Origin of the sequence: Mycobacterium heidelbergense, from assembly GCF_010730745.1 — a bacterium.
GTDB lineage: Bacteria > Actinomycetota > Actinomycetes > Mycobacteriales > Mycobacteriaceae > Mycobacterium > Mycobacterium heidelbergense.
The window spans coordinates 1,167,259-1,186,035 of sequence record NZ_AP022615.1 but is presented as its reverse complement, the minus strand read 5'-3'; the positions used below and the strand labels follow the sequence as shown (position 1 = coordinate 1,186,035).

The 18,777-nt window shown below is 67.0% G+C and carries 17 protein-coding genes and 2 pseudogenes; 14 read left to right on the top strand and 5 right to left on the bottom strand.

Features of this window, described 5'->3' with window-relative positions; all coding sequences use genetic code 11:
- Positions 1-211: 211 nt before the first annotated feature.
- Positions 212-1,846: pseudogene (locus G6N25_RS05595) on the bottom strand (IS1634 family transposase).
- A gap of 741 nt (positions 1,847-2,587) precedes the next feature.
- The gene (locus G6N25_RS05590) at positions 2,588-3,505 is read right to left on the bottom strand and encodes a class I SAM-dependent methyltransferase (protein WP_083074975.1); all 918 of its coding nucleotides are present in this window, start codon (positions 3,503-3,505) and stop codon (positions 2,588-2,590) included.
- Between the two features lie 211 nt (positions 3,506-3,716).
- Here G6N25_RS05590 and secY point away from each other — a divergent pair, with 211 nt between their 5' ends.
- The 10 genes and pseudogenes from secY (at position 3,717) to G6N25_RS05540 (ending at position 12,864) form a co-directional block, all read left to right on the top strand.
- On the top strand, positions 3,717-5,042 hold the full coding sequence (secY, locus tag G6N25_RS05585) for a preprotein translocase subunit SecY (protein ID WP_083074976.1): 1,326 nt from the start codon (positions 3,717-3,719) through the stop codon (positions 5,040-5,042).
- Positions 5,039-5,590 (top strand): annotated as a pseudogene (locus G6N25_RS05580) (adenylate kinase); the annotation flags it as partial. The gene secY and the pseudogene G6N25_RS05580, both read left to right, overlap by 4 nt.
- Before the next feature lie 65 nt (positions 5,591-5,655).
- Positions 5,656-6,456 carry a type I methionyl aminopeptidase gene (gene map / locus G6N25_RS05575; protein ID WP_083074978.1) on the top strand — a complete coding sequence of 267 codons (801 nt, stop codon included), beginning with the start codon at positions 5,656-5,658 and terminating at the stop codon, positions 6,454-6,456.
- Positions 6,457-6,519: 63 nt separating this feature from the next.
- Complete coding sequence (locus G6N25_RS05570) at positions 6,520-7,056, top strand: sigma-70 family RNA polymerase sigma factor (protein ID WP_083074979.1); 537 nt, start codon at positions 6,520-6,522, stop codon at positions 7,054-7,056.
- Positions 7,057-7,120: 64 nt separating this feature from the next.
- The gene (locus tag G6N25_RS05565) at positions 7,121-7,837 is read left to right on the top strand and encodes an anti-sigma factor family protein (RefSeq protein WP_142272719.1); all 717 of its coding nucleotides are present in this window, start codon (positions 7,121-7,123) and stop codon (positions 7,835-7,837) included.
- A 48-nt stretch (positions 7,838-7,885) separates the two neighbouring features.
- Positions 7,886-9,628: a thiamine pyrophosphate-binding protein gene (locus G6N25_RS05560; RefSeq protein ID WP_083074983.1), complete on the top strand. Its 1,743-nt coding sequence runs from the start codon at positions 7,886-7,888 to the stop codon at positions 9,626-9,628.
- Positions 9,609-10,256, top strand: coding sequence for an SRPBCC family protein (locus G6N25_RS05555; protein WP_083074984.1), 648 nt, complete (start codon positions 9,609-9,611; stop codon positions 10,254-10,256). Before G6N25_RS05560 ends, G6N25_RS05555 begins: the two co-directional genes overlap by 20 nt.
- Before the next feature lie 18 nt (positions 10,257-10,274).
- The gene (locus G6N25_RS05550; protein WP_083074986.1) at positions 10,275-11,294 is read left to right on the top strand and encodes a 3-oxoacyl-ACP synthase III family protein; all 1,020 of its coding nucleotides are present in this window, start codon (positions 10,275-10,277) and stop codon (positions 11,292-11,294) included.
- On the top strand, positions 11,294-12,352 hold the full coding sequence (locus tag G6N25_RS05545) for a pyridoxal phosphate-dependent aminotransferase (RefSeq protein WP_083074988.1): 1,059 nt from the start codon (positions 11,294-11,296) through the stop codon (positions 12,350-12,352). The genes G6N25_RS05550 and G6N25_RS05545 overlap by 1 nt, the downstream gene beginning before the upstream one ends.
- An 8-nt stretch (positions 12,353-12,360) precedes the next feature.
- Positions 12,361-12,864, top strand: a complete 504-nt coding sequence (locus G6N25_RS05540; RefSeq protein ID WP_083074991.1) for a MarR family winged helix-turn-helix transcriptional regulator — start codon at positions 12,361-12,363, stop codon at positions 12,862-12,864.
- An 11-nt stretch (positions 12,865-12,875) separates the two neighbouring features.
- On the opposite strand, the gene mmsB is transcribed toward G6N25_RS05540, so the two are convergent.
- From mmsB to G6N25_RS05525, 3 genes are read right to left on the bottom strand one after another with little or no spacing between them, the layout of a single operon-like run.
- Entirely contained in the window at positions 12,876-13,745 is an 870-nt protein-coding gene (gene mmsB / locus G6N25_RS05535; RefSeq protein ID WP_163672381.1) for a 3-hydroxyisobutyrate dehydrogenase, read from the bottom strand.
- 9 nt (positions 13,746-13,754) lie between these two features.
- The gene (locus tag G6N25_RS05530) at positions 13,755-14,915 is read right to left on the bottom strand and encodes an acyl-CoA dehydrogenase family protein (protein WP_083074995.1); all 1,161 of its coding nucleotides are present in this window, start codon (positions 14,913-14,915) and stop codon (positions 13,755-13,757) included.
- Positions 14,916-14,922: 7 nt separating this feature from the next.
- On the bottom strand, positions 14,923-16,443 hold the full coding sequence (locus G6N25_RS05525) for a CoA-acylating methylmalonate-semialdehyde dehydrogenase (RefSeq protein WP_083074997.1): 1,521 nt from the start codon (positions 16,441-16,443) through the stop codon (positions 14,923-14,925).
- A gap of 114 nt (positions 16,444-16,557) precedes the next feature.
- On the opposite strand from G6N25_RS05525, the gene G6N25_RS05520 reads away from it, so the two are divergent.
- From G6N25_RS05520 to G6N25_RS05505, 4 genes are all read left to right on the top strand, one after another.
- The gene (locus G6N25_RS05520) at positions 16,558-17,388 is read left to right on the top strand and encodes a DUF4226 domain-containing protein (RefSeq protein ID WP_083074999.1); all 831 of its coding nucleotides are present in this window, start codon (positions 16,558-16,560) and stop codon (positions 17,386-17,388) included.
- 103 nt (positions 17,389-17,491) lie between these two features.
- Entirely contained in the window at positions 17,492-17,995 is a 504-nt protein-coding gene (locus G6N25_RS05515; protein ID WP_142272727.1) for a hypothetical protein, read from the top strand.
- Positions 17,996-18,090: 95 nt separating this feature from the next.
- Positions 18,091-18,279: a DUF4226 domain-containing protein gene (locus G6N25_RS24430; RefSeq protein ID WP_083075003.1), complete on the top strand. Its 189-nt coding sequence runs from the start codon at positions 18,091-18,093 to the stop codon at positions 18,277-18,279.
- Positions 18,276-18,734, top strand: coding sequence for a hypothetical protein (locus G6N25_RS05505; RefSeq protein ID WP_163672379.1), 459 nt, complete (start codon positions 18,276-18,278; stop codon positions 18,732-18,734). Before G6N25_RS24430 ends, G6N25_RS05505 begins: the two co-directional genes overlap by 4 nt.
- Positions 18,735-18,777: the final 43 nt, after the last annotated feature.

Sequence of the window (18,777 nt, the reverse complement as noted above, 5' to 3'; positions counted from 1 at the left end):
TTCCAGCGGGAGGTCGTGGGCTTCCATCGTTAGGCCCTAAAAAGCGTTTTGCCCTGAGGGGCCAGACACACCATTGCTGGCGCCGGGAATGCCTCAGGGCTTACCCGGACAACTGTACACCGAGTTGGGCGGATTGTTGATGTGACGGCTGTCATCCGTTGCTTCCCCAGATGTCCGACTGTGCTGTTGGACCTGAGTTTGGACATTTGGCTTAGTACCCGGGTTTGAAGCCGAGGTCGGTGAGGATCCTGCGCTCGGGGTCGGGGATGTCCGGTGGGAAAGTCTGGGTGGCGCCGTTGATGTTGATGGTGGCGCTGCGCAGCGGTCGCAGCGCCTTGACGGCTTTGGCGATGGATATGCCGGTGCGCGACTGGATGACGTGAGAGACGGCCAGGGCGGCGAACACGACGGTCAGGTGCGCTTCGATCGCGTCACGCACCCGGTTGAACATCGGCCGCGCCTGCAGGTCGCTCTTGGACATCCGAAACGACTTCTCCACGTGCCACAGGTCGTGGTATTTCGCGATGATTTCGCTGGCCGTCATCACGGTGACCGGCACATTGGTCACATACCCCTTCAAGCCCACCAGCGATTGGGCACGGGCCAAGCTGGCCTCGTCGATGGCCCGGTCATCGCCGCGGACCTTCACGAACCGGGCGGTCTTGGCCTGCTTGGAGCCGTCGACGATGGCTCGCGCGGGTTTCTTGGGCGGCCAGGGTTTTCTGGTCGCGGCGGGCCCGTTTGGCCGAGTACGCCCAGACCGCCCGCCAGGCGCCCGGGTGGGCTTCGGGGTCCCAGACCGGCTCAGCACGTTTGTTGCAGTCGTTGACGGTGCTGTTTCCGTGCCGGGGTGTGACGGTGTCGATGATCTGCCCGTCGGTGAAAACATCGCCGTTCCAATGGAAATGGGACTCCAGATCCCCAGGCGCCTTGGTCATTCGGGAGCCGACGATGAACGACAACTCCAACTCATCGAGGGCTTTGAGGTTGGCCGCTGAGAGCATCCCGGCATCAGCGGCCACCACCATCGGCGTCCCTTGCAGTTGGTGGCGTTCGACGAATCCGCGGATGATCGGCACGATGGTGGTCGTCTCGGCGGTGTTGCCCTCGAAACAGCCGATCTCCAAAGGCATCCCGGTGCGGTCCACCAGCAGTCCGACGACGATCTGAGGGTCGACCTTGCGGTCCTTGCTATAGCCAACCCGGCGCAGCGTGTCTTCTTTCTCGGCTTCCCAATGCAAGGTCGTGACGTCATAGAGCAGCAGTGACAGACCGCCGCAATCACGGGAATGCGCAAAGCATTTCGCGGCGAGCACATCCGGGCCGGGCCGGCATGGAGGCTGCGGACGTGGCGGTCGATCGTCTTGTACGACACCAGTGTTGCTCCGAGGTCGGCCAGCACTCGCAGCGCGTCGATCTTGCTGGTCGGCTCCACGATCCGGGCGATCACCAGGTCCCGCAACACTTCATCGCCGACCTCGCCGAAACCGAGCCAGTCATACACGTGGGCCAGCACGTCATAGAGCAGTCGTGAACTGGTGCCCAGCGTGCGCCCCGGTGCCACCACCGCTGCTGGGTTGCTGGGCCGGACCGGCGCAACGAGCAACGCGCGCTCCCGGAAGTCGGCCACCCGAGCCATCGACTGAGCGCGAGCACCGACCTCAAAGTCAAGAGCGGCCTGACCGTCAAGCACCACCTGGTGGGCCACATCGAGCAGAATGCCCAGCTCAGCATCGGTATGCGCCGAGCCCAGATGCGCCAGGATCACCACCTTGCCCTGGTCCTTGCGCGCTACCTGCACCGCCACCGCACCCGAGGCAGTGCGCACCTTCCGCACGTACGCCACCGCACGAACCTACCCGGTTAGTACCCCAAAACACCCACCCGCGCGACAGAAACAGCAGGTCAGAGAACTACGCCACGTCAGAATCGCCGAGGGTGTCCAAACTCAGGAGGTCGTGGGCTTCCATCGTTAGGCCCTAAAAAGCGTTTTGCCCTGAGGGGCCAGACACACCATTGCTGGCGCCGGGAATGCCTCAGGGCTTACCCCGACAACTCTACACCGAGTTGGGCGGATTGTTGATGTGACGGCTGTCATCCGTTGCTTCCCCAGATGTCCGACTGTGCTGCTGGAGCGGCAAGTGATGCTCTGGCGATCACGCGCTGACGCTCTTCGGGACGACGCTGAGCCGGCGCTTCTCGGTGCGCCCGAACGGCGGTACCAGCGTGTAATGGTGGACCTCGGCATCGGGATTTTCTCCAACGGAGTGGGTTTGTAGCTGATGGAGCGATTCAGCAGACCGACCTCGCGCAATTCCTGGAGGCCACGCTGTGCACTCGATTCGCTGATCCCATACCACTCGGGCACCCCTCGCGGCTGCCGTCTTCACGCAGGGAAGTGAAGACGGCTACGCGGCCGACCTTGCCGCGGGTGATGATCACACCTCGGATCACCTTAGCCACTTGCGGGTTGCCCCCGCTCTTCGCCATCACAGCGACGGGTCGTTGGTGGTGGGTGGCGCTGCAGGGCGATAGCCGACTTCCTGTGGTTTGGTGTTAGTTCTGGTCGAAGAGGCGTGCCGCCTGATCACGAATGCGCTGAGCCCAGCGTCGCGGTGACGGCGATGATGTTGCGGAGCTGGGACGTCTCGTCGTCGGGAAAGACGCGGCCGTAATCGGCGAAGAATTCCCGCCGCGGCCGGGTGGTCACCTGCCAACCGCGCTCGGCCAGGTAGTCGACAACGTTGCTGCGCTCGCCGTCGAAGAACAGTCCGGACAGGTCGATGTCGCACCCCAAACCGGCCCACCGCCGGTTGAACTGCTCGGCCCTTTCCGTCATCGTCGGGCCGGAGTCGCCGTGGTATTCGGTGGCCAGCTTGCTTCCGGGCGCGCTGAGCTCGGTGATGTTGTCGAAGAGCCGGTCCTGCGCGTCGGGCGGAAGGTACATCAACAGGCCTTCGGCGCTCCACGAAGTCGGCTGCGTCACGTCAAATCCGTTGCCGCGCAAGGCGTCCGGCCAGTCTTCCCGCAGGTCGATGGCGACGGCTCGCCGGTCGGTGGCCGGGGTGGCGCCCAGGTTCGCCATGGCGGCGCTCTTGAACTCGACGACCTTGGGCTGGTCGACTTCGTACACCACGCTCCCGGTCGGCCACGCCAGCCGGTAGGCGCGCGCGTCGAGGCCGGCGGCCAGAATCACCGATTGCCGCACACCGTCGCGCGCGGCGTTGAGGAAAAAGTCGTCGAAGAAACGGGTGCGGACCGCGATCGAATCGGTCTCGAGCTGCAAGTCCCGTTCGGCGCCGTCGTCCGCCTCGGGGACCACGTCACCGTCGACCAGGCGGATGAAGAAGTCGAGGCCGACCGCCCGCACCAAGGGCGCCGCGAACGGGTCATTGATGATCGCGTTGCTTTCGGCGCTGGCCAGCGCGCGGGCCGCGGCAACCATGGTGGCCGTGGCGCCCACGCTCGAGGCTAAGTCCCAGGTGTCTTGATCGGTGCGTGTCATGGTGCCCCCATTTACTTAGCAAATGCAACGAGCCACCAGCACTCTACGCCTCGCGGCTGTCGTCGTCCTGTGTCTTACATGGGTCTTGAACCGGCCCGCCCAGACCAGCTGTTAGTCTCGTACACGTTTGACGCGCGACGCCGTACGTCCTGGCCTGCGGGAGTTGGGCGCGTGATGCAGGACGACGACCCCCGGCTGCGCAGGAGGAAGAGTGCTTTCGGCTTTCATCTCATCGCTGCGGACAGTCGACCTGAGACGGAAAATCCTCTTCACGCTGGGCATCATCATCCTGTATCGGGTCGGGGCGGCGCTGCCTTCGCCCGGCGTGAACTACCCCAACGTGCAGCAGTGCATCAAGGAGGCCAGCGGCGGCGAGGCCGGTCAGATCTACTCGCTGATCAACCTGTTCTCCGGTGGCGCGCTGCTCAAGCTCACGGTGTTCGCGGTGGGCGTCATGCCCTACATCACCGCCAGCATCATCGTGCAGCTGTTGACCGTGGTCATCCCACGGTTCGAGGAGTTGCGCAAAGAGGGCCAGTCCGGCCAGGCGAAGATGACGCAGTACACGCGCTACCTGGCGATCGCGCTGGCCGTGCTGCAGGCCACCAGCATCGTGGCGCTGGCGGCCAACGGCGGGCTGCTGCAGGGCTGCTCGCTGGACATCATCGCCGACCAGAGCATCTTCACCCTGGTCGTCATCGTGCTGGTGATGACCAGCGGCGCGGCGCTGGTGATGTGGATGGGTGAGCTGATCACCGAACGCGGCATCGGCAACGGCATGTCGCTGCTGATCTTCGTCGGCATCGCGGCCCGCATTCCGGCCGAGGGCAAACAGATCCTGGACAGCCGCGGCGGGGTCATCTTCGCCGCCGTCTGCGCCGCCGCGCTGATCATCATCGTCGGCGTGGTGTTCGTCGAGCAGGGCCAGCGCCGGATCCCCGTGCAATACGCCAAGCGCATGGTGGGCCGGCGCATGTACGGCGGAACCTCGACGTACCTGCCGCTCAAGGTCAACCAGGCCGGCGTCATCCCGGTCATCTTCGCGTCGTCGCTGATCTACATTCCGCACCTGATCACCCAGCTGGTCCGCAGCGGCAGCGGTGGCCTGGGCAACGGCTGGTGGGACAAGTTCGTCGGCAAATACCTGTCCGACCCGAGCGATCCCGTCTACATCAGCATCTACTTCGGGCTCATCATCTTCTTCACGTACTTCTACGTGTCGATCACGTTCAATCCCGACGAACGTGCCGACGAGATGAAGAAGTTCGGCGGGTTCATTCCCGGCATCCGGCCGGGCAAGCCGACCGCCGACTACCTGCGTTATGTGCTGAGCAGGATCACGCTGCCGGGCTCGATCTACCTGGGCGCCATCTCCGTCCTGCCCAATCTGTTCCTGCAGATCGGCAACGGCGGGGCGGTCCAGAATTTGCCGTTCGGTGGCACTGCGGTTTTGATCATGATTGGCGTCGGTTTGGATACGGTCAAACAAATCGAGAGCCAGCTCATGCAGCGCAACTACGAAGGGTTCCTCAAGTGAGAGTCGTTTTGCTGGGGCCACCGGGGGCGGGCAAGGGGACGCAGGCCCAAAAGCTCGCCGAGAAGCTCGGTATCCCGCAAATCTCCACTGGTGAGCTGTTCCGGAGCAACATCGAAAACGGCACCAAGCTCGGGCTGGAGGCCAAGCGGTACCTGGACGCCGGCGACCTGGTGCCCTCCGACCTGACCAACCAGCTCGTCGACGACCGCCTGAACGATCCCGACGCGGCCAACGGTTTCATCCTGGATGGCTACCCGCGCTCGCTGGAGCAGGCCAAGGCGCTGCACGAAATGCTCGAACGCCGGGGCACCGACATCGACGCGGTGGTGGAGTTCCGCGTCTCGCGGGACGAGTTGCTGCAACGGCTCAAGGCGCGCGGCCGCGCCGACGACACCGACGACGTCATCCTCAACCGGATGAAGGTCTATCGCGACGAGACCGCGCCGCTGCTGGAGTACTACGGTGCCCAGCTGAAAGGCGAGTTGAAGACCGTCGACGCCGTCGGCACGGTGGACGAGGTGTTCGCCCGGGCGCTGCGCGCGTTGGGGGCGATCGCAAGCGCGGCGGAGCCGGGCGCAGCGGGTCGCCGCCCATCAGAACTGGGCAAGTAACGGTGAGCGCGCTGGCGCGGCTGCGTAGTCGCAGGGTCGTGCCGCAGCGCAGCCCCGGTGAAGTCGACGCGATGGCCGCCGCGGGTGCCGTCGTCGCCGCCGCCCTGCGGGCGGTCCACGCGGCCGCGGTCGCGGAGACGTCAACCCTGAGTCTCGACCAGATCGCCGAGTCGGTGATCCGCGAAGCCGGTGCCACACCGTCTTTCCTGGGCTATCACGGCTACCCGGCGTCGATCTGCGCATCGGTGAACGACCGGGTCGTGCACGGCATCCCGTCGGCCGCGGAGATCCTGGCGCCCGGTGACCTGGTGTCCATCGATTGCGGCGCGGTGCTGGACGGCTGGCACGGCGACGCCGCGATCACCTTCGGGGTGGGCACCCTCGATTCGGCCGACGACGCGCTCTGCCAGGCCACCAGGGAGTCGCTGGAAGCCGGGATCGCGGCGATGGTCGCCGGTAATCGGTTGACGGACGTGGCGCACGCCATCGAGACGGGCACGCGCGCGGCCGAGACCCGCTACGGCCGCGCGTTCGGGATCGTGGAGGGCTACGGGGGCCACGGCATCGGGCGGCACATGCACATGGACCCGTTCCTGCCCAACGAGGGCCCTCCCGGGCGGGGGCCGCTGCTGGCCCCGGGCTCGGTGCTGGCCATCGAACCGATGCTGACCCTGGGCGCCGGCAAAACCGTGGTGCTCGACGACGAATGGACCGTCACGACGGTCGATGGGTCGCGCGCGGCCCACTGGGAGCACACCGTCGCGGTGACCGACGCCGGGCCGCGCATCCTCACCCTGGGCTGAGGGGCGTGAACTAAACACCTACTCGACTCGTGTCAATTGGCGGGAGGTGGTCCAGTGGCTCGTATGGGCGGTACCAGGAGTGCGTCCGCGGCAGCCGAAGCCGCTCTGATGAAGGCGCTCTACGACGAACACGCCGCGGTCCTGTGGCGCTACGCGCTCCGGTTGACGGGGGACGCGAGCCAGGCCGAGGACGTGGTTCAGGAGACCCTGCTGCGGGCATGGCAGCATCCGGAGGTCGTCGGCGACACGGAGCGGTCGGCGCGGGCATGGTTGTTCACGGTGGCCCGCAACATGATCATCGACGACCGGCGCAGCGCGCGGTTCCGCAACGTGGTCGGTTCGCTAGACGAAGAGGGCGCGCCCGAGCAGTCGACGCCGGACGAGGTGAACGCGGCGCTGGACCGGCTGCTGATCGCCGAGGCGATGGTCCAATTGTCGGCCGAGCACCGGGCCGTGATCGACCGGTCCTACTACCGCGGTTGGTCCACGGCGCAGATCGCCGCGGACCTCGAGATAGCCGAAGGAACAGTGAAGTCGCGACTACACTATGCCGTGCGGGCGTTGCGGCTCACTCTGCAGGAGCTTGGGGTTACCCGATGACAGCGCAGCCCACTCAGCTGTCGGTCGGCTCCAAATACTTGAAGGGTGACAGGAGATGGATGAAATGAGGACGCCGCTACAGAGTATCGGCCCTCCCGGCGACACCTACTCGATGTGGGATGCCGCCTACGTGTTGGGGTCGTTGTCTGCCTCCGACCGTCGCGAGTTCGAGACGCACATGGCCGGCTGCCCAGCGTGCCGGGAGGCCGTCGCCGATCTGAGCGGCGTGCCGGCCCTGCTTTCGCAGCTTGACGCGAAAGAGGTGGCCGCGATCGACGAGCCCGGCGCCGCGCAACCCGTGCCGGTGTCGCCGGAGTTGTTGCCGTCGCTGTTGGCCGCCGTGCGCTGGCGCCGGCGCCGCGCGCGGCTGGTGACCTGGGTCGCCTCGGCCGCCGCGGCCGCGGTGCTGGGAATCGGCGTCTTGGTCGGTGTGCACGGGTACACCTCGGCACCCGCGCAGCAGGTGGCCGCGTCCGCGCAGCCCATGGCGCAGGTCGGCACCACGCTGCTGGCCTCGACGGTGGAGCTCAGCGGCCAGCACTGGGGGACTTCGATCAACCTGAGGTGCGTCTGCCTGGCCCCGCTGAATGCCCACCATGACACGCTGGCGATGGTCGTGGTGGGGCGCGACGGCAGCCAAACCCGGCTGGCGACGTGGGTGGCCGAACCCGGCCACACCGCGACGCCCGCGGGCAGCATCTCGACGCCGGTCGACCAGATCGCCGCCGTGCAAGTGGTTTCCGCCGAGAGCGGCCAGGTCCTGCTGCAGCGTTCCCTGTAAACACGGCGCGCGGGTGAACTGAAGGCACCCGCGCGTCGTGTTACAGGCATGCCGAGGAAGCAGCGGGTGGTCGACCACATCGTCGAGCGCCTCGCGTCGGTTGGCGTCGACCACATCTTCGGCGTGGACGGCGCCAACATCGAGGATCTGTACGACGCCGCGCACTTCCGGCCCGACATCACGGCGATACTCGCCAAGCACGAATTCTCCGCCGCAACCATGGCCGACGGATACAGCCGCAGCGGGGCCGGGCTGGGTGTGGTGGCCTCGACCTCGGGCGGCGGGGCACTGAATCTCGTCGCGGCCCTTGGGGAGTCGCTGACAAGCCGGGTTCCGGTGCTGGCGTTGGTCGGCCAAACCCCGCTCACCATGGACGGCCGCGGCGGCTTTCAGGACACCAGCGGCGACAACGGATCGCTGGACGCGCGGGCGGTGTTCTCCGCGGTGTCGGTGTCGTGCGAGCGAGTGCTCACACCGGCCGACATCGTGCCGGCGCTGTCGAGGGCGATCGGCGCGGCGCGCGCCGGCGGCCCGGCGGTCTTGTTGCTGCCCAAGGACATTCAGCAGGGATGCGTGGACGCCGAACGCAACGGCCATGCCGCGCAGCACCCGCGTCCCATCGGCAACCCCCAGCCGATCGTTTCGGCGCTGCGCGACGCGACCGGCCCGGTCACCATCGTCGTCGGCGAGCAGGTGGCCCGCGACGACGCCCGCGCGGAACTGGAAGCGCTGCGCGCGGTGCTGCGGGCGCGGGTGGCGACCGTGCCCGACGCGAAGGACGTCGCCGGCACACCGGGCCTCGGGTCGTCGTCGGCGCTCGGGGTGACCGGCGTCATGGGCCACCCGGGTGTGGCCGAAGCGGTGGCGGCCAGCGCCGTGTGCCTGGTGGTCGGCACCCGGCTGTCGGTCACCGCGCGCACCGGCCTCGACGACGCGCTGGCCGCGGTGCCGACGGTCTCCATCGGCTCCGCGCCGCCATACGTTCCGTGCACCCACGTCCACACCGACGACCTGCGCGGCTCGCTGCGCATGCTGACCCAGGCGCTGTCCGGGGCGGGGCGGCCCACCCACGTGCGCGTGCCCGATGCGGTGCGGCGCACGGAACTGACGCCGCCGCCGTGCGGGAGCGCGGGCATCCGCTATCGCGACGCGATGGCGGTGCTCGACGGCTGCGTGCCCGACGGGGCGGACATCGTCGTCGACGCCGGCAACACCGGCGCGGCGGCGGTCCATTACCTGCCGGCACGGCGCGGCGGCAGGTTCGCGGTGGCGCTCGGCATGGGCGGCATGGGGTACAGCTTCGGCGCCGGCATCGGGATGGCCTTCGGGCGCCCGAGCAGCGGCCGGCCCGGCGGGCGCACCGTCGTGATCGCCGGGGACGGAGCGTTTTTCATGCACGGCATGGAGGTTCATACCGCGGTGCAGTACCGGCTGCCGGTGACGTTCGTGTTGTTCAACAACAACGCGCACGCCATGTGCGTGACCCGCGAACAGCTGTTCTATGACGACCTATACAGCTACAACCGATTCCGTTCCAGCCGGTTGGGTTCCGGCCTGGCGGCCATGTTCCCGGGGCTGACGTCCGTCGACGTCGGCGACCTCGACGGCTTCGCCGCCGCCATGCGCGCGGCGCTCGCCGTCGACGGCCCCGCCGTGGTCAGCGTCGAATGCGCCGCCGACGAGATCCCGCCGTTCGCACCATTTCTCACCGGTCGATCAGCCAAAGATACTGTCACACAAGAGCTTGCGAGTGTAGAGGAGAATCGTGCCGATGTCGTTGCCAGCGCTTGAGGATATCCACACACCCATCGATGGCGTGACCCGCATCGAAACCAGCCCCCGGGAAAAGGCCACCCCGGTCATCATGGACATGATGCGGTCGGTGTACCCGCACGATCAGGTCTTCGGGGAGTACTGCACCGTCAACGACTACGTCGACTGTCCGCCCGACGAGCTGTACGAGTACATGGCCGACACGCGCAGCCTCGAGGAGTGGACCTACAGCCTGCGCGGTTTCACCCCCACCGACGAACCCGGCCTGTGGCTGGCCCACGACCGGCTCGGTTCGGAGACCAGGATCTACACCCGGACGGTCGCCAACCCGCAGGCCCGCACCGTCGACTACCACTGCGCGTGGGATCAGGGCAAGCACCTGTGGATGATCTATCTGATGCGCGTCATCGACGCCCAGGCCGTCCTCGACAAGCCCGGATCCGTTGTGCTGTGGACCAATTGCCACCACCCGTTCTACGACCACAACCCGTACCCGGAGACCGCGCCACCGCAGCGCCCGGTGTGGGTCGGCGACTTCTGGGACATGTTCGGGGCCGGCCATCTGCTGGAGCTGAAGAACCTCAAGGCGATCGCCGAGTACCGCCACCGCAACGGGCTTCCGGTGACCCCCGTATGGATGCGGTGAGGGCGGGGTGAACGCATCATGAGCACGCCGAGCGTCAGCCTCATCGACGTCTCCACCTACCTGCCCGGCGACCCGATCGGCGCCGACTACTACGCGCAATTCGCCGGATCCGACGACCTGCGCGACAACGTGATGTTCCGCGCCCCGAAGTTTCGCCATCACGTCGCGCCGGACGAGAGTTCGATCGACATGATCGAACGCGCGGCGCACGGCCTGATCGACCGGCACGGCCACGACGTCATCGAAGGCGCCGACGTGCTGATCACCCACATCCAGGTGCCCGACATGGCGTTCTACGGCCAGGGCGGCGGCATCGCCCACCGGTTGGGCATGCGGCCCTCGTGGGTGCTCGACCTGAACAACGGCGGCTGCGCCGCGTTCGTGCTGGCGCTCAACGTGGCTCGCAAACTGCTGTCGGCGGGGGAGGGGCGGACCGCGCTGATCGCGATCGCACAGAACGCCGCCGGGCAGTTCTTCGATCAGCCGACGATTCGCCGCAAGGCGCAGTCCGCGGTGCCCGGCGACGGGGCGGCGGTCGGGCTGGTCACGGTGGGTGACCGGTCGCCCATCCTCGACGTCGAATGCCGCACCTATGGCGAATACGCCGGTGAAATGACGCTCTCCTACGACCCGCCGCGCAAGTGGTGGCAGGCCGGGCCCGGCGAGGGCAGCATCGGCTTCACCGAAAGCAAGGTCACCAAGGTGCTGGCCCGGGGCAACCGACAGGTTCCCGAAGTGGCGCTGGCGGTCTGTGACCGAATCGGCTTGGCCGCCAAGGACATCGATCTGTTGGTCACTAACCAGCCCAACCGGGCGTTCCTGCGCAATTGGCGCGACGCGCTCGAGCTGCCCCCCGAACGCCATCGGGACACTTTTGATCAGTGCGGCAACCTGTTTGGCGCCGGAATCCCGATCAACCTCGACCGCGCGATAGCCGACGGTCAGGTCAAGGCCGGCGACGTGGTCATGATGGCGGCCTTCGCCCATGCCGGCGACTTCGCCGGCGCGGCGGCGGTGCGCTGGGGCGGGCGGGGCTGATGCAACCCGTCGGCCGCTTCGCCACCGAAATCGACGAGGCGTTTCCCAACGCCATCGACCCACTTGCGCTGTCGCTCAACGAAAATCCATTCCCGCCGCTGCCGGCGGTACGGTCGGCGTTGATCCGCTCCATCCACGCGGTGAATCGGTATCCGGAGTTCCTCCCCGAACGGCTGCGCGGCCTGATCGCCAACCGCATCGGCCTGCCCGCCGACCGCGTGGTGCTGGGCGCCGGCGCGACGGGCGTGGCGTTGCAGGCCCTGCACGCGCTGACCACGCCGGGCGACGCGATAGCCATGGCGTCGCCGACCTTCGACGGTTACCCCATCATCGCGCGGATGGCGCGGCTGAAATCGCTGACCGTCCCCCTCGAGAGGAACGGTCACAACGACCTCGACAGCCTCGCCGACGCCGCCGCGAGCGCCCGCGTGGTGGTGGTGTGCCGCCCACACAACCCGACCGGAACGCTGGCGCCCGGGGCCGCGCTGTTGCGGTTCCTGCGCCGGGTGCCGCGCGACACCTTCGTGCTGCTCGACGAGGCGTATATCGAATTCGCCGCCCCCGAGCACTGGATCGACGTCTCGGCGCTGGTCGCGCGTTTTCCCAACGTGGTGGTGGTACGGACCTTCTCTAAGGCCTACGGGCTGGCCGGGCTGCGGATCGGGTACGGGGTGGCGTCGCCGGAGCTGGCCGCGACGCTGTGGGCCCAGCAGCTGCCGTTCGGCGTCGCGATCACCAGTTTGCTTGCGGTGGCGGCGTCGTACAACGCGGAAGGCCAACTGCTGCAGCGGATTCAGGCGATCAATGCCGAACGCCGCTATCTTCAGATGCGCCTGAGCGCCACGGGGATATACACGACCGACGCGCATGCGAACTTCGTGTACCTGCCGTCGAGGGGTGGGCGGGGTCGGCCGTGGCATGAGGTATTCGCCGACAGCGGACTCCAGGTCCGCTGTTACGCGGATGGCGGCGCGCGGATTACCGTGGGCAACCGCGCGTCGTCCCTGGCCGTGCTGTCGGCCACGGGAAAGGCCACGCTGGGGTCGCGGATGCGGTAAGAAAGGGCGTGGCCGACTCACGATCCAAACGCGATCCGATCGCTGCGGCGCGCGACAACTGGGAGCGCGCCGGATGGGGCGACGTGTCGCAGGGCATGGTCGCGGTCACGTCGGTGATGCGGGCGCACCAGATCCTGCTGGCCCGCGTCGAGAATGCCTTGCGCCCTTACGACTTGAGCTTTTCCCGCTTCGAGCTGCTGCGGCTGCTGGCGTTCAGCCGGACGGGGGCGCTGCCCATTACCAAGGCGTCCGATCGGTTGCAGGTTCACGTCACCAGCGTGACCCACGCCATCCGCCGGCTCGAGGCCGACGGGCTGGTTCAGCGGGTGCCGCACCCCACCGACGGCCGGACGACGCTGGTGCGGATCACCGATCTCGGCCGTTCCACCGTCGAGGACGCCACCGTCACGCTCAACGAGCAGGTGTTCGCCGACATCGGGATGGGCGCCGGCGAATCCGAGGCGCTGGTGTCATCGATCGAAACGTTGCGGCGCAACGCCGGCGACTTCTGACCCGGCGTGAATCAACTCGAGCGCAACATCTCGATGACGGCGCTGAAGTCCAAGGCGCCGTGGTCGGCGGCGAACTTTGCGTAGATTTCGGCGGCGTGGGTGCCCAGCGGCGCCGACGAACCGGTCGAGGCCACCGCGTCCATCGCCAGGCCCAGGTCCTTGTTCATCAGCGCGGTCGCGAAGCCCGGCTTGAAGTCGTTGTTGGCCGGTGACGTCGGAACCGGGCCCGGCACGGGGCAATTGGTGTGCACCGCCCAGCAATTGCCGGTGGCGCCGGTGATGACATCGAAGAGGGACTGTGCCGATAGCCCTAGCTTTTCGGCCAGTACGAACGCCTCGCCGATCACGATCTGTTGTACCGCCAGCACCATGTTGTTGCACACCTTGGCGGCCTGCCCGGCCCCGGCCGCGCCGCAGTGAATGATCTTGCCCGCCATGGGTTCCAGCACCGGCCGGGCGCACTGCAGCGCAGACTCATCGCCGCCCACCATGAACGCCAGCGTGCCGGCGACGGCACCCTTCACCCCACCGGAAACCGGCGCGTCGAGCTGCGACACCCCGCGCGATTCCGCCAGCGAATGCACCTCGCGGGCGTCGTTGACCGAGATCGTGGAGCTGTCGATGAACAGCGCGCCCGACCGCGCGGCCGGCAGAATGTCTGCGTAGCAGCGCTTGACGACGTCGCCGTTGGGCAGCATGGTGATGACCGCGTCGGCGTCGGCCACCGCGTCGGCGGCGCTGTCGAATACCGCGACGCCGCCCGCGGTCGCGGCGGCCGCGGCCACCGGATCGAACCCGCGCACGGTGTGGCCGGCGCTGACGAGGTTCGCCGACATCGGGCCGCCCATGTTGCCGAGCCCCAGGAACGCGATAGCCGTCAACTGACCCTCCTACGCGCTGGCACGCACCCGCGCGGCCTCGGCCCGGCCGATGACCACCCGCATGATTTCGTTGGTCCCTTCCAGGATTCGATGCACCCGCAGATCGCGAACGATCTTTTCCAGACCATACTCGCGCAAATAGCCATAGCCGCCATGCAATTGCAGGGCCTTGTCCGCCACCTCGAAGCACGTGTCGGTGACGTAGCGCTTGGCCATCGCGCACAGCTCGACCTTGTCGGGGTCGTCGGCGTCCAACGCATTCGCGGCCCGCCACAACATCATCCGCGAGGTTTCCAGCCCGGTGGCCATGTCGGCCAGGGTGAACCGGACGGTCGGCTCGTCGAGCAGGGCGGACCCGAACGCCCGCCGCTCCCGCACGTAGGCCCCCGCCTTGTCGAAGGCCGCCTGCGCGCCGCCGAGCGAGCACGCCGCGATGTTGAGCCGTCCGCCGTTGAGGCCGTTCATCGCGATGCCGAAGCCGGCGCCCTCGCCGTCCCCGCCGCCCAGCATCGCGTCGGCGGGGACCCGCACCCCCTCCAGGATCACCTGCGCGGTGGGCTGCGCGTGCCAGCCCATCTTCTCCTCGGGCCCGCCGAAACTTAGGCCCTCAGTGCCCTTTTCGACGACGAAGGCCGAGATGCCGCGCGGGCCGGCCTCTCCCGTGCGTGCCATCACCACATACACGTCCGAGGCGCCCGCGCCGGAGATGAACTGCTTGACGCCGTCGAGCACATAGTCACCACCGTGTTTGACGGCGCGGGTGCTCAACGCGGCGGCGTCGGAGCCGGCCCCGGGCTCGGTCAGGCAGTAGCTGGCGATAACGTCCATCGACGCCAACCGCGGTATCCAGATCTTGCGCTGTTCGGCGGTGCCGAACCGGTCGATCATCCACGCGCACATGTTGTGGATGGACAGGAATGCGGCGGTCGTCGGGTCGGCGATGGCCAGCTGCTCGAAGATGCGGACCCCGTCGAGCCGGCGCAGCCCACTGCCGCCGACGTCCTCGCGGCAGTAGATGGCCGCCATGCCCAGTTCGGCGGCCTCGCGCAGCTCGTCGGTCGGAAAGTGTTTGGTGGCATCCCATTCCAGCGCGTGCGGGGCGAGGCGCTTGGCGGCGAACGCGGCGGCCGTCTCGGTGATGACCCGCTCGTCATCGTTCAGGGTGAACATGGTGGCTCTAATTCATTGTGGGGATGACGAATTCGGCGCCGTCCTTGATGCCCGACGGCCACCGCGACGTGACGGTCTTGACCTTGGTGTAGAACTGGATCGACGCCGGGCCGTGTTGGTTGAGGTCGCCGAAGCCGGAGCGCTTCCAGCCGCCGAAGGTGTGATAGGCCACCGGGACCGGGATCGGCACGTTGACACCGACCATCCCGACCTGCACCCGGGATACGAAATCGCGGGCCGTGTCGCCGTCGCGGGTGAAGACCGCGACGCCGTTGCCGTACTCGTGCTCCGACGGCAGCCGCAACGCCTCTTCGTAATCATGAGCGCGCACGATGCATAGCACCGGCCCGAAGATCTCGTCGGTGTAGATCGACATGTCGGGCGTGACGTGGTCGAACAGGGTGGGGCCGATGAAGAATCCGCCCTCCAGGTTGGCGTCACCGAATGCCAGGTCGTCGCTGGTTCGTTCGCGGCCGTCGATGACCAGTTCGGCTCCCGCGTCGACGCCTTGGCCGATGTAGTCGCGGACCCGCGCCACCGCGGCCTCGGTGACCAGCGGACCGTAGTCGGCCTTGGGGTCCAGGCTGTGCCCGACGCGCAGGTTGTTGATCCGCTCAATCAGCCTGGCGCGCAACCGGTCCGCGGTCTGCTCCCCGACGGGCACCGCGACGCTGATCGCCATGCAGCGCTCGCCGGCGCTGCCGTACCCGGCGCCGATCAGCGCGTCGACGGCCTGGTCGAGGTCGGCGTCGGGCATCACGACCATGTGGTTCTTGGCGCCGCCGAAGCATTGGGACCGCTTGCCGGTCGCCGCGGCCGTCGCGTAGATGTACTGGGCGATGTCGGAGCTGCCGACAAAGCCCACGGCCTTGATGTCGGGGTGCTGCAGGATCGCGTCGACGGCCTCCTTGTCGCCGTGGACGACCTGGAGCACGCCCGGCGGCAGGCCGGCCTCGACGAACAGCTCGGCCAGCCGCACCGGAACCGACGGGTCACGCTCACTGGGTTTGAGCACGAACGCATTTCCGCACGCGAGGGCGGGCCCGGCCTTCCACAGCGGGATCATCGCGGGGAAGTTGAACGGGGTGATGCCCGCGACCACGCCCAGCGGCTGCCTTAGGGAGTAGACGTCGATGCCGGGGCCGGCGCCCTCGCTGTACTCGCCCTTGAGCAGGTGGGGAATCCCGATGCAGAACTCGATGACCTCGATGCCGCGCTGGATGTCGCCGCGCGCGTCGGGCACCGTCTTGCCGTGCTCGCGCGACAGCAGCTCGGCCAGCTCGTCGCTGTTCTTGTTGACCAGCTCGATGAATCGCATCAGCACGCGGGCGCGGCGCTGTGGATTCCATGCGGCCCAACCCTTTTGAGCCTCGACGGCCGAGGCCACCGCCGCGTCGACGTCGGCCTTGCCGGCCATCGGCACTTTCGCCTGCACCTCGCCGGTGCTGGGGTTGAAGACGTCGGCGGTGCGGGTGGACTGGCCGGCGGTGCGCTTCCCATCGATGAAGTGCGGGATCTGTGCGGTCATGGGTGCCCTCGAAATATCGGTTATGCGCGAATACTTGCATATCCTAGTAACCGCTTCTGGTGCTGGCAAGTCGGGTGACTTGTCCCACGTTTACGGCCTGATTACCGTTTCGCCGTGTCCGAAGAGACCGGTCTCGGTGCCGGTGCGGCGCGGGCCCGCGAAACGGTGTTGGCTGAGAGCGTCCGGGTGCCTGGCGCGGCTGACAGGATGGTCGTGCCCACACTGCGGGCCGCTTATGGCAGCGTGCTGCGAGGGCGGTGGCAGCTCGACGCGATCGGGGCCGACATCGAGAGCGCCGTGGCGAATCAGCGGGCGCTGGCCCTAGACACCCCCGCGGGTGCTGCCACGTTCTCCAAATTTCTTGCTGCCAAGGCACAAGACATCAACCGGGTGGTCACCGAAACCGCCGAGGGATCCCGGGGCGGGGCGGCGACACTCGGGTCGCTGGATCCGCCCTACCAAGCTCTCGGATATGGCCCCAAACCACAGGAGCCGCCTCCGGCCCCGGTGCCTTTTCCTCCCTACCAACCGAAGGTGTGGGGCGCGTGCCGGGCCCGCGGCCAGGACCCGGACAAGGTCGTCAGGACGTTCTACCATGCGTCGATCAGCGCGCGATTCCGGTCGTTGCCCGCCGGTGACTCGGTGCTGTATTGCGGCAACGACAAGTACGGCCTGTTACACATCCAAGCGAGGCACGGAAAGGAGTGGCAGGACATCGCCGATACGCGTTGGCCCACCGCGGGCAATTGGCGCTACCTCGCCGATTACGCGATTGGTGCCACGCTGGCGTACCCGGAGCGGGTGGAGTACAACCAAAACAACGACACATTCGCGCTATATCGAGAAATTTCGCTACCGGACGGCAGGTACGTGTTCACCACCCGCGTCGTTGTTTCGGCGAGTGACGGGAAGATCATCACGGCCTTCCCGCAAACGGAAGGCTGACGTGACCGAAGGAGGTGACTGAATGGCCCGACCGCCTCAAAGCTACACCGGGCGCAGGGATCTCATCGCCGAGAAGCTGGAGCCCTACTTCCAGATCAGCGCGATGCTGCCGAAGAACATGCGGCCCACCTCGGAAATTGCCGAGGAATTGTGGGACAACTCGCTGTGGTGCAGTTGGGGGGACCGGGAAACCGGATACACCCGCTCCGTCACGGTGTCGATCGACCAAGTGGCAGATGGTGAACGCGAGGCCGAGGGGATCCGCGCCATGATGCGGGAAGAGTGCCCGTCCGGTCTGGATCTGCAGAGCCCTAACCCCGAGGCCTACGAGATCATCGGCCAGCGAGCGGGGGAATACGTCTTCGTGCTGAATTACCTGGGGCATGTGAGAGCTGTCGTGGGCAACTGCGTCATCCACATCATGCCGATGGGCACGGGGATCGACCTGAGCAAATTGGCCGACGTGGCACTGGATATCGGCCGCACCGTTGGCTGCTCGGCGTATCAGAACGATTTCACGCTGCCGGACGTGCCAGAAGAGTGGCGCAATCAGCCGGTGGGGTGGTCGACGGAGGGATTTCCCCCGTACATACCTGGGGCGGGTTAGCGTGTCGCGCCCGACGCAACAATGGCCACACCGACACCGGACGCATCGTTGGTTACCCGCGTGGGGCAATGATGCTGCCTGAAACTTGCTAGCGCATGTGCTATCACGTTTGCGAATCAGTCATGGAGAAGTTCGACGGTGCCGGTGTGGCTGGTGTGGCTCCAGGGGCCCGACCCCCGACAGGTGCTGCCACGTTCGCCAAATTTCTTGCTGCCAAGGCGCAAGACATCAATCGGGTGGTCACCGAAACCGCCGAGCGATCCCGGACCGGGGCGGCGACATGAGCGAACCGCCGCGGAGCTATACCGGGCGTCGCGATCTCATCGCCGAGAAGCTGGAGCCCTACTTCCAGATCAGCGACATGCTGCCGAGCAACGTCAGACCCAGCTCAGAAGCTGCCGAAAAGTTCTGGGACAACTCATTGTGGTGCAGCTGGGGGGACCGGGAAACGGGATACACCCGCTCGGTCACCGTGGCGATTTACCAGGTGGCTGACGGCGAGCGGCGAGCCAACGAGATCCGCGCCATGATGCGGGAAGAGTGCCCGTCCGGTCTAGATTTGCAGAGCCCAAACCCCGAGGCCTACGAGGTCACCGCCCAGCGGGCTGGGGAATACGTCTTCGTGCTGGACGTCGACCTGGGACATATCGAGCATCTGATCCGATTAGAAGAGTGGCGCAATCAGCCGGTGGGGTGGTCGACGGAGGGACTTCCCCCGTACATACCGGGGGCGGGTTAGCGTGTCGCGGCCAACGCAACAATGACCACCGGGCGCATCGTTG

Bases quoted from the DNA above. Each gene is read 5' to 3' on its own strand.
- G6N25_RS05530 (WP_083074995.1), bottom strand. From the start codon at position 14,915: ATGTTCACCCTGAACGATGACGAGCGGGTCATCACCGAGACGGCCGCC.
- G6N25_RS05550 (WP_083074986.1), top strand. From the start codon at position 10,275: ATGAGCACGCCGAGCGTCAGCCTCATCGACGTCTCCACCTACCTGCCC.
- G6N25_RS05565 (WP_142272719.1), top strand. From the start codon at position 7,121: ATGAGGACGCCGCTACAGAGTATCGGCCCTCCCGGCGACACCTACTCG.
- G6N25_RS05515 (WP_142272727.1), top strand. From the start codon at position 17,492: ATGCTGCCGAAGAACATGCGGCCCACCTCGGAAATTGCCGAGGAATTG.
- G6N25_RS05570 (WP_083074979.1), top strand. From the start codon at position 6,520: ATGGGCGGTACCAGGAGTGCGTCCGCGGCAGCCGAAGCCGCTCTGATG.
- G6N25_RS05555 (WP_083074984.1), top strand. From the start codon at position 9,609: ATGTCGTTGCCAGCGCTTGAGGATATCCACACACCCATCGATGGCGTG.
- G6N25_RS05525 (WP_083074997.1), bottom strand. From the start codon at position 16,443: ATGACCGCACAGATCCCGCACTTCATCGATGGGAAGCGCACCGCCGGC.
- G6N25_RS24430 (WP_083075003.1), top strand. From the start codon at position 18,091: ATGTGCTATCACGTTTGCGAATCAGTCATGGAGAAGTTCGACGGTGCC.
- G6N25_RS05545 (WP_083074988.1), top strand. From the start codon at position 11,294: ATGCAACCCGTCGGCCGCTTCGCCACCGAAATCGACGAGGCGTTTCCC.
- G6N25_RS05590 (WP_083074975.1), bottom strand. From the start codon at position 3,505: ATGACACGCACCGATCAAGACACCTGGGACTTAGCCTCGAGCGTGGGC.
- G6N25_RS05560 (WP_083074983.1), top strand. From the start codon at position 7,886: ATGCCGAGGAAGCAGCGGGTGGTCGACCACATCGTCGAGCGCCTCGCG.
- G6N25_RS05505 (WP_163672379.1), top strand. From the start codon at position 18,276: ATGAGCGAACCGCCGCGGAGCTATACCGGGCGTCGCGATCTCATCGCC.